This is a genomic window from Flavobacterium sp. AG291 (assembly GCF_003350375.1).
Lineage (GTDB): Bacteria > Bacteroidota > Bacteroidia > Flavobacteriales > Flavobacteriaceae > Flavobacterium > Flavobacterium suzhouense.
The window spans coordinates 1-14,917 of sequence record NZ_QQAR01000008.1 but is presented as its reverse complement, the minus strand read 5'-3'; the positions used below and the strand labels follow the sequence as shown (position 1 = coordinate 14,917).

15 protein-coding genes are annotated in these 14,917 nt (G+C 41.4%); 8 read left to right on the top strand and 7 right to left on the bottom strand.

Annotated features, from left to right (window positions below):
• Positions 1-31 precede the first annotated feature (31 nt).
• The 6 genes from DEU42_RS09705 to DEU42_RS09680 all read left to right on the top strand — a co-directional run bounded on the left by DEU42_RS09705 (position 32) and on the right by DEU42_RS09680 (position 4,281).
• Positions 32-775 carry an SDR family oxidoreductase gene (locus DEU42_RS09705; RefSeq protein ID WP_114758101.1) on the top strand — a complete coding sequence of 248 codons (744 nt, stop codon included), beginning with the start codon at positions 32-34 and terminating at the stop codon, positions 773-775.
• A 153-nt stretch (positions 776-928) separates the two neighbouring features.
• On the top strand, positions 929-1,648 hold the full coding sequence (locus tag DEU42_RS09700) for a porin family protein (protein WP_114758100.1): 720 nt from the start codon (positions 929-931) through the stop codon (positions 1,646-1,648).
• The gene (locus tag DEU42_RS09695) at positions 1,648-2,211 is read left to right on the top strand and encodes a Crp/Fnr family transcriptional regulator (protein WP_114758099.1); all 564 of its coding nucleotides are present in this window, start codon (positions 1,648-1,650) and stop codon (positions 2,209-2,211) included. Before DEU42_RS09700 ends, DEU42_RS09695 begins: the two co-directional genes overlap by 1 nt.
• 175 nt (positions 2,212-2,386) lie before the next feature.
• Complete coding sequence (locus DEU42_RS09690; protein WP_114758233.1) at positions 2,387-2,776, top strand: RidA family protein; 390 nt, start codon at positions 2,387-2,389, stop codon at positions 2,774-2,776.
• An 83-nt stretch (positions 2,777-2,859) separates the two neighbouring features.
• Positions 2,860-3,423, top strand: coding sequence for a Crp/Fnr family transcriptional regulator (locus tag DEU42_RS09685; protein WP_114758098.1), 564 nt, complete (start codon positions 2,860-2,862; stop codon positions 3,421-3,423).
• A gap of 96 nt (positions 3,424-3,519) precedes the next feature.
• Positions 3,520-4,281 (top strand): type 1 glutamine amidotransferase domain-containing protein, encoded by a 762-nt coding sequence (locus DEU42_RS09680; protein ID WP_199509081.1) that lies wholly within the window; start codon positions 3,520-3,522, stop codon positions 4,279-4,281.
• Positions 4,282-4,685: 404 nt separating this feature from the next.
• Here the strand turns inward: DEU42_RS09680 and DEU42_RS09675 are convergent, their stop codons facing one another.
• The 3 genes from DEU42_RS09675 to asnS form a co-directional block, all read right to left on the bottom strand.
• On the bottom strand, positions 4,686-5,300 hold the full coding sequence (locus DEU42_RS09675; protein ID WP_114758097.1) for a phosphatase PAP2 family protein: 615 nt from the start codon (positions 5,298-5,300) through the stop codon (positions 4,686-4,688).
• A 6-nt stretch (positions 5,301-5,306) separates the two neighbouring features.
• Positions 5,307-6,773, bottom strand: coding sequence for an RNA polymerase factor sigma-54 (rpoN, locus tag DEU42_RS09670; RefSeq protein WP_114758096.1), 1,467 nt, complete (start codon positions 6,771-6,773; stop codon positions 5,307-5,309).
• A 383-nt stretch (positions 6,774-7,156) separates the two neighbouring features.
• Entirely contained in the window at positions 7,157-8,590 is a 1,434-nt protein-coding gene (gene asnS, locus DEU42_RS09665) for an asparagine--tRNA ligase (RefSeq protein ID WP_114758095.1), read from the bottom strand.
• A 203-nt stretch (positions 8,591-8,793) separates the two neighbouring features.
• Between asnS and DEU42_RS09660 the strand changes: the two genes are divergently transcribed.
• Positions 8,794-9,123 carry a DMT family transporter gene (locus DEU42_RS09660; RefSeq protein ID WP_114758094.1) on the top strand — a complete coding sequence of 110 codons (330 nt, stop codon included), beginning with the start codon at positions 8,794-8,796 and terminating at the stop codon, positions 9,121-9,123.
• Between the two features lie 101 nt (positions 9,124-9,224).
• On the opposite strand, the gene DEU42_RS09655 is transcribed toward DEU42_RS09660, so the two are convergent.
• From DEU42_RS09655 to DEU42_RS09640, 4 genes are all read right to left on the bottom strand, one after another.
• Positions 9,225-11,720, bottom strand: coding sequence for a DUF5686 family protein (locus tag DEU42_RS09655; RefSeq protein ID WP_114758093.1), 2,496 nt, complete (start codon positions 11,718-11,720; stop codon positions 9,225-9,227).
• Between the two features lie 91 nt (positions 11,721-11,811).
• Positions 11,812-12,372: a ribosome recycling factor gene (frr, locus tag DEU42_RS09650; protein WP_114758092.1), complete on the bottom strand. Its 561-nt coding sequence runs from the start codon at positions 12,370-12,372 to the stop codon at positions 11,812-11,814.
• Between the two features lie 23 nt (positions 12,373-12,395).
• Positions 12,396-13,103 carry a UMP kinase gene (pyrH, locus tag DEU42_RS09645; protein WP_114758091.1) on the bottom strand — a complete coding sequence of 236 codons (708 nt, stop codon included), beginning with the start codon at positions 13,101-13,103 and terminating at the stop codon, positions 12,396-12,398.
• A gap of 82 nt (positions 13,104-13,185) precedes the next feature.
• Positions 13,186-13,980 carry a patatin-like phospholipase family protein gene (locus DEU42_RS09640; protein ID WP_114758090.1) on the bottom strand — a complete coding sequence of 265 codons (795 nt, stop codon included), beginning with the start codon at positions 13,978-13,980 and terminating at the stop codon, positions 13,186-13,188.
• A gap of 122 nt (positions 13,981-14,102) precedes the next feature.
• Here DEU42_RS09640 and DEU42_RS09635 point away from each other — a divergent pair, with 122 nt between their 5' ends.
• Positions 14,103-14,720 carry a thioredoxin family protein gene (locus DEU42_RS09635; RefSeq protein ID WP_114758089.1) on the top strand — a complete coding sequence of 206 codons (618 nt, stop codon included), beginning with the start codon at positions 14,103-14,105 and terminating at the stop codon, positions 14,718-14,720.
• Positions 14,721-14,917: the final 197 nt, after the last annotated feature.

The window sequence follows — 14,917 nt, the reverse complement described above, 5'->3', positions numbered from 1 at the left end:
TAAAAAACAATAATATATAAATTCTAAAACAATGAAAACAACAGGAAATACAATATTAATTACCGGTGGTAGTGCCGGAATAGGATTAGAAATGGCACGTCAGTTCGTGGCGTTAGGAAACAAAGTAATCATTACCGGAAGGGATGGGGAAAGACTTAAAAAAGCAGCAGTTGAACTAGGTAATGTTACGGCAATTACTTCTGATGTGAGCAATGCACAAAGTGTGGAAGATTTGGTGAATCGTATAAAAACCGAATTCCCTGAGCTGAATGTGCTGGTAAACAATGCCGGTCGTGCAGATGTGCACAACCTTGCCGATGCAGAAGGGAAAGCCTATGAAATTGCAATAGCTGAGTTTGATACTAATTTTCTTTCGGTGGTGCGACTTACCGAGAAATTGCTTCCGGTACTTAAAGCTCAAAAAGATGCTGCTATTGTAAATGTTTCATCAATTGTTGCCTTTGCTCCGGCGCAAAGCCTACCTACTTATTCGGCAAGTAAAGCCGCGCTGCATTCCTATACAAAATCGCTAAGGCTGGCACTTAGGGATACTGCAGTAAAAGTGTTCGAACTTATGCCTCCACTGGTAAATACAGCACTTTCGGCAGAAATAGGAGGAGAGAATGGTATAGCGCCATCGGTACTGGTAGATGACCTTGTTGATGCATTGAATACTGACAGGTTCCAGATACACACCGGGCAAACCGAGGACATATACAGGTTAAGCCTTGCTAATCCTGCGCAGGCATTATTGGCAATGAACGGTCTTTCTTAAAGCATCCCGGCACAAGCCGTCTATATACATCTATTCTGTAAACAGTCCCGCTTATGGCGGGACTGTTTGTTTCTTCTTAAATTTTTGGTGTAAGCCTGAAACTATTGCGCAAACTTTTGCATCTTTGTAAGACAGCAATCACGCAATACCATTATGAGGCAATTATTTCTGGTTTTACTATTTTTTTCGGGCTTTTTGGCAACGGCTCAAATATTTGAGCCTAAAGTACTCGATACTATAGAAAAAGACAGTTTACCTCCGGTATATGATGTTAAATACCGTGAAGACCAGTTTTATGCTTCATTAACCTATAACCTGATCCAGTCTAAGCCTGACAATTATTCTCAGGATGGGGTTTCTACAGGTATCTCTTTAGGCTTTTTAAGAGATATGCCTGTTAATAAGAACCGCACTTATGCCGTAGCTTTAGGGTTGGGTTATTCGTATAGTAACCTTAAGCATAACCTTCAGGTGCTTAATGTAGATGGCACCAATACGTATCAAATGGTATCGAACGGTTCTTTTGATAAGAACAAACTGGTGTTGCATTATCTGGAAATCCCATTAGAATTACGCTGGCGTAACAGTAATCCGACCGATCACCAGTTTTGGCGCATCTATCTTGGCTTTAAGGCCAGCTGGATGTTTGCCGATAAAGCCATATTCAGGGGAGACGTAAATTCTACGGTAAAACATGATGCGAACCTAAACGATTTTGTATACGGCACGTACATTTCTGCAGGATGGAATACCTGGAATTTTTATGCCTATTATGGTCTTACGCCGGTATATAACAGTGCGCCTATAGAAGGAACCGATCAAAAGTTAAAATTACGGGCTATTAATCTCGGGCTGATGTTTTATATACTCTAATGAGCATAAATCTCCGTGAACATATAGAAAAGATTGTACCGCTAACCGATGATGAGTTTGCATTTGTAATGTCTCATTTCACTTCCAAAAAGCTAAAGAAACATCAATTCCTTATTCAGCAAGGCGAACCTGTACGGTATTCCTATTTTGTAGTTTCGGGACTCCTGAAACTTGTGCATACCGATGCTTCAGGGAAGGAGCACATCGTATCCTTTGCGATGGAAGACTGGTGGGAAAGCGATTTTCAGGCTTTTCACAATCAGTCTAAAGCTACTATGGCGTTAGAATGCCTTGAAGATACTGAAGTATTTTGTCTTACCCTTCAAGATTATAAAAGCCTCTGTTCCCAACTTCAGAAGATGGAGTATTTTTTTCTGGAAAAGGCTAACAGAGGACATATAGGTTCGCAGCAACGTATTTTATCGCTTATTACCAGCAATGCCAAAGAGCGCTATGAGCAATTGCTTGAACGCTACCCATCTCTGTTTCAGAGAGTACCCAAATCCATGATTGCTTCCTATTTGGGCGTTTCGCGCGAAACGTTGAGCAGGCTAACCAACTAGCGTGACAAACCTCACTTCATATCTGTGACGAATGTCATAGGTGGCAGCCATCCATTCTGTGCAATTTTGCAGTGTAACTATTTCAGTTTTAAACATGAAAAACACAGCGAAAATTTTAGTATTTACATTATTAACGGTTATGCCTTTACTGGCACAAACCAAAAACGCAAAGCAAATGGAAAAAAGAGAATTCAGTCCTTGGAAATGGCAGGATGAACGCAGCTATGTTCAGGCTGTTGAGGTTAAAAATGTTCAGGCAACATTATATGTTTCAGGTCAGGCGGCAGTACACGCCGATGGTACTTCCAGTAATGCCGATATGAAAAGCCAGTTGGAGGAAGCGATAGCAAATTTAGAGCAGGTTATTAATCATGCAGGTTACGATCCTAAAAATATTGTTAGATTAACCATATACACAACTTCAACTGAAGAGTTGTGGCCTAATTTCCCAATTCTCCAGGAATGGATCGCAAAACACAGTATAAAACAGGCGACCACGCTGATGGAAGTAAAAACCCTTTTCGAGACCTTAAAAGTAGAACTTGAAGCTACGGTTGTAAAATAAAAAGATAACGCCATGTGTAAGCATGGCGTTTATTTTTGGCGTAAGCGCTAAACTTTTGCATCTTTGTAAGACATGATAATCTTATGAGTGTAAATCTCCGTGAACATATAGAAAAGATCGTACCGCTAACCGATGATGAGTTTGCCTTTGTACTGTCTCATTTCACTTCCAAAAAGTTAAAGAAACATCAATTCCTTATTCAGGAAGGGGATACTGTTGATCACTCCTGGTTTGTGGTTTCGGGTCTTATAAAAGCATCTCATACCGATGAATCGGACAAAGAACATATACTTCAGTTTGCCATGGAAGACTGGTGGGTAAGCGATTATCAGGCCTATCATTATAAAACGCCGGCTACGCTTTCGTTATCCTGTCTTGAAGATACAGAGGTACTTTGCCTGTCGCTTGAAAATTCTGAAAAACTTTGTAGTGAACTCCAAAAGGCTGAGCATTTCTTCAGGCGTAAGGCTAACTTTGGTTATGTTGCCCTACAGCAACGCATATTATCACTACTTACTACGAGTGCCAAAGAACGTTATGAGCAGATGCTAAAACAATATCCTTCACTTTTTCAAAGGGTTCCTAAAACTCTTTTGGCTTCTTATCTGGGAGTTACCCGCGAAACCCTGAGCAGGCTTTCTTCATAAGTGTGATTCAGGTCACAGTATATTTGTGATGTAGGTCAAATGCTTCTTCGTCTCATTCTGCCGAACTTTGTACTATAAATTTTCAACGATTACAACATGAAAAATATAGCAAAAGTTATAGCGATATTGTTAATCAGTACTGTACCTGTATTGGCACAGGCTAAAAAAGCAAAAAATATGGATAAGAAGAAAATACTGTTTGTGGTAACCAGCCACGACAAAAAAGGAAGTACAGGCGAACCTACCGGTTTTTACCTTGGTGAGGCGTCACATCCGTGGGAAGTGCTGCACAATGCAGGATACACTATTGATTTTGTAAGCCCAAAAGGCGGAAAAGCCCCGGTTGATGGTTTTGATCTTAAAGATCCTGTAAACAAAGAATTTTGGGAGAATGCTGAATACCATAACAAAATAGACAATACCTTAAAACCATCTCAGGTTAACCCTGCGGACTATGCTGCAATCTATTACGCAGGCGGGCACGGTGCCATGTGGGATTTTGCTGATAATGACGAACTACAAAAGATAGCTGCTTCCATTTATGAAAAAGGCGGAATTGTTGGAGCGGTATGTCACGGCCCTGCGGGATTGGTTAATATAAAACTATCTAATGGTAACTACCTTGTTGACGGTAAAAAGATAAACGCTTTTACCAATGAAGAAGAAGAGGCTGTAGGGCTGACTAAAGTTGTGCCGTTCCTGTTAGAAGACGGACTGAAAGCGCACGGTGCTAAATTTGAGAAATCAGGAATGTGGCAGCAGCACGTAACAGTTGACCAAAGGGTTGTAACCGGTCAGAATCCGCAATCCGCAAAACGGGTAGGGGAAGCTATATTAGCCGAATTGAAAAAGAAATAAATAATAATGCTTAAGTGAAAGAGCCTTCATGCGAAAGTGTGGAGGCTTTTTTTTGGGTCGGAGGTCCGATGTCGGAGGTCCGATGTGACAGTCGTTGCGAGGAACGAAGCAATCTCAAGAGATTCTTCGGTTCCGTTTTACTTCGCTCATAATGAAAACCTTATGGTTATTGCAAGACTGCCTATCGGCAAAGGCGGGTAGTTACGACGAAGCAATTCCTATTCATTCCCTACGGGAAAACTTTCCATATCCTGATTCTTTCTGCCAAAATTATTTCCCTAACTGGAAATGTATCAGAGGATAATATCGTGTAGCGATTTAAATGTTGGTAGTGATGTTTTAGGAGTTGATTGATTGAGCCTGAAAGGCTCAGATATAATAACCGGAGGCAACACCTTCGGGTTTTAAACCGCCGGAACTAACCATATAAACCAGAGCCCTACCTGAGGCACAATACCTATGAGTGCACCTAGCAGTACTTCGCTTAAGGAATGCGAACGCACAGCCATGCGCGATGAACCCACAATACCGGTACATACTACCAATAGTGCGATGAGGTACAGGTAAGTGATATGATAATAGGAAGAGATCCCAATTACAAAAAGCACTAGGGAAGCAGTAGCCATGGTGTGCAGGCTTGGGCTAAAGTTACCCAATACCAATGCAAGGGTTATTACAGTGCTTATCAGTACGCCTGTAAAGTAATAGTATAATTCCGGGATAACGACTATTGATAGGCTGTACTTTATGAGGAAGAGTATCAGTAACGCATAAATAGCTAGCGGTAACCGACGTTCTTTTGTATTAGGCAGTTTTGATTTCATTTTACCCAGCGAACGCAACAGGTAAAATATAGACATGGGCAATAGTACAGTAAGTATGAGTACCTGTACAAAAGCAAGGTAAATTTCGTGCTCATAAAAAAAGCTGTTGGCCACTACAAAGTAAAACAGCGTGGCATATACCGGCACAAACAGCGGATGGAAAATATAGGAAAACAGAGCAAGAAACTTCTTCATGCAAACCTATATTTTCTTTCTCATCCTGGCAACAGGAATATCGAGCTGTTCACGGTATTTAGCAATGGTACGCCTTGCAATAGGGTAGCCTTTGTCTTTAAGTATCTCGGCAAGCTTGTCGTCCGGAAGTGGTTTGCGTTTGTCCTCTTCGCTGATAACGGTTTCAAGTATCTTTTTGATCTCAATGGTCGATACATCTTCACCCTGATCGTTTTTCATCGCTTCAGAGAAGAACTCTTTTATAAGTTTAGTGCCGTAAGGTGTTTCAACATATTTACTGTTGGCTACACGCGAAACGGTCGAGATATCAAGCCCGATCATATCGGCAATATCCTTAAGGATCATGGGTTTTAGTTTGGCTTCATCACCGTCAAGGAAATATTCCTCCTGATAGTGCATTATGGCATTCATGGTTACGAACAGGGTTTCCTGACGTTGGCGAATAGCATCGATAAACCATTTTGCAGAATCCAGTTTTTGTTTGATGAACTGAACTGCATCCTTTTGAGCATTGCTTTTATCACGGCTGTCCTTGTAGGTCTGCAACATTTCCTGATAGTCTTTAGAAACGTGCAGTTCGGGAGCATTACGTCCGTTTAGTGTCAGTTCCAGTTCGCCATCTACAATACGTATGGCAAAGTCAGGTACAACATGCTCTACGGCTTTAATGTTGCTTTCGTAAGAGCCGCCCGGCTTAGGGTTCAGGCGTTCAATCTCATCAATGGCAGCACGTAGCTGATCCTGAGAGATGTCATATTTCTGTAACAGTTTGTCGTAATGTTTTTTGGTAAAAGCATCAAACTGATGTTCGATTATATCGGTGGCAAGCTCTACCGAAGCGGTAGGCGTTTTGTGTTTAAGCTGTAGTAAAAGGCACTCCTGCAGGTCGCGCGCACCCACACCCGATGGCTCAAGTTCATGGATAACGTGCAGTATGCGTTCGGTGGTCTTTTCATCGGTATAAATACCCTGTGTAAAGGCCATATCGTCAACAATATCGGGGATACTGCGGCGGATGTAACCCATATCGTCTATGCTCCCAACAAGGAACTCGGCAATCTCGCGTTCTTCATCGGTAAGGATAAAGGTATTCAGCTGCTCGATAAGGTTTTGGTGGAAACTTACGGGTGCGGCAAATGGCATCGTACGATCCTCATCGTCGTCACTGTAGTTATTCGCCTGGGTTTTATATCCGGGAATTTCGTCGTCGCTAAGGTATTCATCTATGTTGATCTCGTCGGCATCAATGCGCTCGTTATCATAATCATCATAGTCGTCAAAATCCTCAGAAGTATCGTATTCGTCCTTCTCATATTCATCCTCCTTACCTGTCTCCAGGGCAGGGTTTTCTACCATTTCTTCTTTAAGGCGTTGCTCAAAAGCCTGCGTAGGCAATTGTATCAGCTTCATCAGCTGAATTTGCTGCGGCGATAGTTTCTGGGATAGTTTAAGTTGTAAGTTCTGCTTAAGCATAGATAAACACAGTCATTTTTACAGTATAAAATTACAAAAAACAGGCATAATTATTGATGCTTTTTGGAGAAAATTGTAAAAAGGATAATTTAAAACTTTTGTTTTTGGGTTTTTGCGTTCTTATGCTGTTAGATGCAAAATGCATTTAATAAAAAAAAAACACCACAATATAAACTGTGATGCTTTTGATATTATTGTAGGGAATTCTGATTAAAATTGATTATTTGGCAGACGTTGCAGATTAATATTCTTGTTTTACATTTTGTAGAGACGTTGCAGAGCAACGTCTGAATAGGGGTAAACAAAAAAGCCTCACATTACTGTAAGGCTTTCTAAATTCTATTATTTCAATTCTCAGTACTAATATCTCAATACTGAAAAGATTAAAATTCTGCGTTTTGCGGTGTCCTTGGGAAAGGAATCACGTCGCGGATGTTGCCCATACCGGTTACGAAAAGTACAAGGCGCTCAAAACCAAGTCCGAAACCTGCGTGTGTAGCCGTTCCGAAACGACGGGTGTCAAGATACCACCAAAGCTCTTTTTCGTCGATGCCAAGCTCGGCGATCTTCTCAAGAAGCACGTCAAGGCGCTCTTCCCTTTCCGATCCTCCAACGATCTCACCGATGCCAGGGAACAGGATGTCCATAGCACGCACGGTTTTCTTGTCGTCGTTAAGTCTCATGTAGAATGCCTTAATGTTCGCAGGGTAATCAAAAAGGATTACCGGCGACTTAAAGTGTTTCTCTACAAGGTAACGCTCGTGCTCACTTTGTAGATCGGCACCCCATTCTTCAATGATATAGTTGAATTTCTTGTTCTTGTTTGGCTTACAGTTCTTAAGGATATCGATAGCCTCAGTGTAGCTTACACGCTTAAAGTTGTTCTCCAGTACAAACTGAAGTTTCTCTAATAAGCCCATTTCGCTGCGCTCTGCCTGTGGTTTTTGTTTTTCCTCATCTGCTAAACGCTGGTCAAGGAATTTAAGGTCATCCTGGCAACGGTCCATTGCATATTTGATCACATACTGAATGAAATCCTCTGCAAGATCCATGTTGTCGTCAAGGTTGTTGAAAGCAACTTCAGGCTCAACCATCCAGAATTCTGCAAGGTGGCGTGAGGTGTTAGAGTTCTCTGCACGGAAAGTAGGTCCGAAAGTATAGATCTGACCCAATGCCATTGCAAAAGTTTCTCCCTCAAGCTGACCCGATACGGTAAGGTTGGTTTCCTTTCCGAAGAAATCCTGCTTGTAGTCTACTTTTCCTTCTTCGTTCAGTGGTGGGCTACCAACAGGAAGCGACGTTACCTGGAACATTTCACCTGCACCCTCTGCATCCGATCCGGTAATGATAGGTGTGTTCACATATACGAAACCTTTTTCCTGAAAGTATTGGTGAATGGCAAACGACAGTACTGAACGTACCCTCATGATAGCACCAAATACGTTAGTACGCACACGAAGGTGGGCGTTCTCACGTAAGAACTCCAAAGAGTGTTTTTTAGGCTGCATAGGGAATTTCTCAGGATCTGAATCTCCAAGTATCTCTACGCTTTTAGCCTGTATTTCATATTTCTGACCTGCACCCTGGCTCTCCGTAAGGTTGCCCTTAACAGCTACAGCGGCACCGGTTGTTATTCTTTTTAAAGTTTCTGCGGGCGTATTTTCAAAGTCAACAACACACTGGATATTATTTATAGTTGATCCGTCGTTAAGGGCTATAAACTGATTATTCCTAAAAGTTCTTACCCATCCTTTTACTAATACATCATCAACAGGCTTCGCGCTGTTCAGCAGGTCTTTAACTTTTGTGTGTTTCATTTTTTAAAATTTAAACTTGTTTTATGGAAAATGCCCCGTTTTAGCGTATAGAGAGGCAAATGCCTGCAAATGTAGTAAAAAGCGTAAAAAGTTGATAGGGCTTTGTGTTGTAATTGCATCAAATTTATAAAAATGTCGCGGCGGGGTTAAAATTGAACCATAGTCGGGGGGAAGGGCTATCTTTGCCGGTAAAACAATTTACCATGAACTGGATATTACTTATCATCGCAGGCTTGTTTGAAGTAGGTTTTGCCTCGTGCCTTGGAAAGGCTAAAGAAACCTCTGGTGCAGTTTCTAATTACTGGATGGGTGGCTTTTTTGTTTGCCTTACCATCAGTATGGTATTGCTGTATAAAGCTACACAAACCCTGCCTATAGGTACTGCCTATGCGGTGTGGACAGGTGTCGGTGCTGTGGGTACGGTATTGGTAGGTATTTTTGTTTTTAAGGAACCATCAGATTTCTGGAGGCTGTTCTTTCTTACTACGCTTATCGCTTCTATAGTAGGGCTGAAGTTTGTTTCGGCTCATTAACATTTTAAACACTAAGAACACAAGGATTTTGCACCAGGTTCACAAGGCTTTGTGTTCTTGGTGTATGCTTAGTGTCCTTTGTGTTTAAATATTCGCAAAATTTAAAACAAATTCAGTACAAACGTAATCTTTACTGCGATATTCTTTTCGAACTGTGGCAGGTGATAGGGACCGTAACGGTAAAAGGCTGATATACCGGCTATGCTTAAAATCTCATTAAGTTCTACACCGCTTTCGTAATAACCTTTTTCGAGCGTATTAAAGCTGGCACCTATATGGTCATTTTTATTATCCATACTTCCCCATGCTGCACGGGTAACAAGTGCAGGTGCCATTTTCAGGATGCCGGAAATGGTAAATTTCCTGAATGAATGCCTTAGCTGTCCTGTAATATACTTACTTGAGAAAAACTCGTTGAAATACATGGTCTCAAAACCATTTTTACTGGCAAAGTTGATACGTGCCAATACGCCGTCCTTACTCAGATTGTTGGGCGAAGTGCTATACAGGTGTGTAAGCGGAGTATCGCCTAAGGCAAGTCCTGACTGTATTAGAGCCGATGTTTTTTGTCCGTTAAGGTATTTCTGTTCATATTCTGCCCTTGCGTCAAATTTGCTGAAGGAGAAATCGCTGTCAAGCAGTCCGCCAAGCGACTGTGTATACTGGAATGTGAACTTAGGGTATCTTTTCTCAGATTCTATCCTTCCGGTAGGCGTTTGCATAAAATCACTAAACGGATTCCACTGAACCGATACTGTTGCCAGAGTTAGGTAAAAAAGGGTATACGGAGTGTTTTCAGGTATGTAGGTATAGCCAAATTTCGGGTCAATGCGGCTGCGTTCCAACTGCCAACGGCTTTCGGTTTTAGGTAGTATCTTGGTTTCTATATACCCCATGTAAGTCTGGTGGTTATAGAAGGTAAGAAGGTTCAGTAGCCTTGGGTCGTAGATCTTAAAGGCTTTTTTGTCAGTAGCAAATGAGGTACTCGCAATCTCGGTAATGTCATCAGCGTAGTTGAATCCTATCCATGAGTTTGAGAAGTTACCCACGCGTACAGCGCCACCCATGCCATACTTAAAGACACCGTCTTTAGTACCATAGGCACCATAACCGCTAAGCCTGAATGTCTCGGCAAATTTATTATTGGTTACAAAACCCAAACCTGGCCTGAAGCCTTCGTAGTTGTTGTATTTTATAATTTTTTGAAGGTCAATATCTATAGGACCGGCAGGATAATATCCGTTAATGATGCGTTTTCCTTTAATAATAATCTGCTCCCAGTTTTCTTTAGCGACAATACTGTCCATGGCAGTATAGGTGGTCAGGCTTCGGGTATCAAGAGTATCAGGGCGGAAGTTATTCCAGTAGTCTTCCGGCCTGTTTATGGCTTCTTTTTTAATATCTATGGCAACTCCCGCACGTCGTATGGTAACAGGAATGTCGAATTTTTTATCAAAATTTCCCGCTTCCGAATAAACGTAAATAAGATCGGTAGGTTCGGTGTCGCGTTTGCGTTTGCCTGTGCCTTCAGCATCAAATTTTATGGTTTCCCCAAGTATCTTAATATCCTGTTTGTTGTTTCCTTTTACTATTTTAAGGGTTTTCCTGTCCGGAAACCAAATACCTTTTTCTTTTTCATAGCTAAAAAAGTGTGTTGAAGTCACATCAATTACATTTTTAACCCTGAATATGGTTTTTGCAACGCCATAGTTCTGCATGTCAAGGTAAACGATACCGTCGAGCTTTTTCTTTTTGTTCTTGTCTTTAGGCGTAAAGTAAAGCATGTAAGTATTGCGTCCATCAATAGTAACCGTGTCAAGTATCTTATAATGGTATTCTTTGAGCGCGTCTGATGCTAAAGGTCCCGCATATTTGGTCTCAAGGATATCTATTTTATCGGTATATACCGAATACGATTGCAGTTTCAGTCCGATGAATTCATATAAAGGCTGCTTAAAACCTGCCATTCGGGTAGCGAGTACATTTTCTTTAAGTCCCTGCTTTTTGTTGAAGAGAAATTCAGAGACCTTCTCCGTTTGGTAGATGTGCCTTTTCTCAATCAGTTTTTTAAACTTGTACTCGGTTGAATCTATTCTCTTGAAAATACGGGCTGCTTTTTCATATTCATAAATAGAATCGAGCGCACCGGCTATAGAGTCAGGGTTAGCCGTAACAATTAACCGTTCATAGGTATTGTAGCTAAAGCTGTTGAGCTTTTGCTGAGGATCATTTATGATTTTTCCGCGAATGGCTTTTCTTATGATTTCAATGGCAGGATTTTCACTGCCAATAACAATTTCCTGTAATTGCCCTGCTGTTGGCTCTAATGCTACAGAGTAAAATATCCTTCCGGGTGTTATCTTGAACGAACGTTCGGTGTAGCCAACATAGTCAACGGTAAATATCTCGTGCATTTGCGGATGGTCAAGTACAAATTTGCCGTCAACATCGCCAATTACGCTTTTTCCGTTTTGTTGGTAAATTGTAGGGAAGGGTAAAATTTCACCGGTTTTGCTGTCTTTCACTATACCGGTAATGGCCGATTGTGCCCCGCATGCGAAGGAGATAAAGAAAAGCAAAAACGTAAGTAGTCTCATTGAAGGCTTTATGGCTAAAACGAAAGAAGTGCAAAATTGTTACTGCAAAGATATAGAAAATAAAAATCCGCCTCGGTGGGCGGATTTTCAATTATACTTTCATGATTTCGGCTTCCTTAACAACCAGTAGTTCGTCAATTTTCTTGATGAAGCTGTTTGTCAGGTCCTGTACCGATTCTTCAGCGCCTTTGCAAGCATCTTCAGAAACACCGTCTTTTTCAAGTTTCTTGATGTCGTTGTTAGCGTCTTTACGAACGTTTCTGATACCTATTTTTGCATCTTCTGCCTCAGCTTTTGCCTGCTTTACAAGATCTCTCCTGCGCTCCTCTGTTAATGGCGGAACACTGATGATGATGTTGTCTCCGTTGTTCATTGGGTTAAACCCAAGGTTAGCGATCATTATCGCTTTCTCGATAGGCTGAAGCATGCTTTTTTCCCAAGGTGTAACTGTAATAGTTCTTGCATCGGGAGTGTTTACATTGGCAACCTGAGAAAGTGGTGTTTGAGAACCGTAGTAATCTACAAACACACCACCAAGCATAGCCGGTGATGCTTTTCCTGCACGGATGTTAAGGAATTCTTTTTCAAGGTGTGCTATAGAGTTGTTCATAGACTCCTGAGCGCTATCTAAGATAAAATCGATTTCTTCCATGGTGTAATTCTTATGATAAAAAATTAAACGTTTACAGTAGTTCCTACCAGTTCGCCTTCACAAACTTTTACCAGATTACCCGGTTTGTTCATGTCGAACACAATGATAGGTAATTCGTTTTCCTGGCTAAGTGTAAAAGCAGTAGTGTCCATTACGTTAAGGCCTTTTGCAAGTACATCATTAAACGTAAGGGTGTCATATTTTGTTGCCGTTGGGTCTTTTTCAGGATCGGCAGTATATATACCGTCTACACGTGTTCCTTTCAGGATAACATCCGCGTGAACCTCTACACCTCTCAATACGGCAGCCGTATCGGTAGTAAAGTAAGGGTTACCTGTACCTGCTCCAAAAATTACGATTCTTCCTTTTTCAAGGTGGCGAACCGCTCTTCTTTTGATATAAGGCTCGGCAATTGCCTCTATTTTAAGTGCTGTCTGAAGACGGGTTTGCATTCCTGCATCTTCAAGAGCTCCCTGTAGTGCCATACCGTTAATTACGGTAGCAAGCATACCCATGTAATCTCCCTGAACCCTGTCCATACCATTGCTGGCACCTGATACACCCCTAAAAATGTTTCCTCCGCCAATTACGATAGCGATCTCAACACCTTTTTCATGTATTTGCTTTATCTCCGCTGCATATTCGGCAAGCCTTTTAGGGTCAATGCCATATTGCCTGTCGCCCATCAGGGCTTCGCCACTAAGCTTTAACAGGATTCTATTGTATTTCATAGGGTAAATTTTGACTGGTGCAAATATAGTAATAATTGTTTTTCGTAAAATAACAATTTTGTAACCTCACAGTCCAAATAAACTAGGGTATGGGATGAGCCGGAATAATTTCGCTATGTGATTTCTTTGCAGCCTCATAACCTATCTCAAATATCTCATCCATTTTAGTCTTATTGGTTTCAAAGGTACTGTATAGTGCCAATTCGTCAGGTGCTATTACCCAGTCACATAGCGTGAATTTTTGCATATTGGTATTGGCGGAAAGCAAATCATAGGCACGCGTGGTTACCGAACGTATGGTGCGCAAATCGGAGGCGTCAATTTTTTGTATCGGACTCACATAGATACCTATCAGGTTGTCACAGCGTCCTTGAAGGATATCTGTAGGGAAGTGGTTGATGATGCCACCGTCACTGTAGAGTCTGCCGTCTATTTCATAAGGCGAGATGATACCCGGAAATGCAGATGAAGCCAGTACGGCATCGGCAATTTTGGTTTCGGGCCCAAAAATGCGCAGCTTGCCCGATACCAGGTCGGTAGCGGTAAGGTGCATCTTATATGGCATATCGCCAAGGGTAGCATCTTTAAAAACTGAATAAAAATAATCACGAAAAGCTTCCGAGTCGATAAAGCCTGCCTTGCGAAAGGTGAAATGCTTCCAATGAAAAAAATATATCGATTTAAAGAATTCGAGTATTTCTTCGGGACGCTTGCCCCAGGCATACAAAGACGACACAATGGCACCCGAGCTTGTTCCGGCAATATGTGAAGGCTCAAGGCCTATTTCATCTAAATATTTCAAAACGCCCGCATGGGCTATACCTTTCGAGCCTCCACCCGAAAGCACAAGTCCAATGGACCCACCATCAATTTTCATTACATTATTTATTTACTGACTAATTTACAGTTTTTTGTTGAACTCCTCCTGACTTTTTTCAAATTGGTCTTTTTTTTGATATCATAAAAGTATCACTAATTTTGCACTTAAAATTGAGAGATATGAACGTAACAACATCATTGATTGAAAATAGCATAAACAAAAGCTTTACCTATGAGAATTACAGGAAGCATGTTTCTGCTCTGCTTGCCGATGGCCTCTCTACAGGAAATACGCAAAGCGAAGATTTAACCCATTATTCGACATTGAACGAGACACGTATGAACCGTCTTGACAAGACTATACACGTGCCGGATGAGATAAAAGAAAAATTAGGAAAACTTAAAAAACAGCATACACTTTTAGTGATCTCTGAAGGTTGGTGTGGCGATGCTGCACAGATCGTTCCGGTAATGAATAAATTGGTTGCCGAAAGTGATAAGCTTGACCTGAAAATCGTGCTTCGTGATGAGAACGACGAACTGATGAACGACTACCTAACCAACGGTGCACGCTCCATCCCAAAACTGGTTCTGGTTGAAAGTGATACCCTTGTTGCCCGTGGCAGCTGGGGACCACGTCCGCATGATGCTGCTAAACTTATCATGGATGACAAGGCTAAACACGGTGTGGTAACTCCGCAGGCAAAAGAAGATTTACAGCGTTGGTACCTGCATGATAAAGGTATCAGTACTATGGAGGAAATTACATTATTGCTTGAGAACGCTGAGAATATGTAAATTTTGGTTGCCGGTTGTAGGTTGATGGTTGTCAGCTTGACTTGTGCCTTATATAATTTATCCCTGGCTTTTAGTCGGGGATTTTTTATGGGTATGAGTGTTCATTTCGATTTCTATGATATAACCAAATCTTTTTGATAAAAGGTTTGGTTTTTTATTACCGCAAAAACCCGATGGATTATTTTATTTCTAACAGC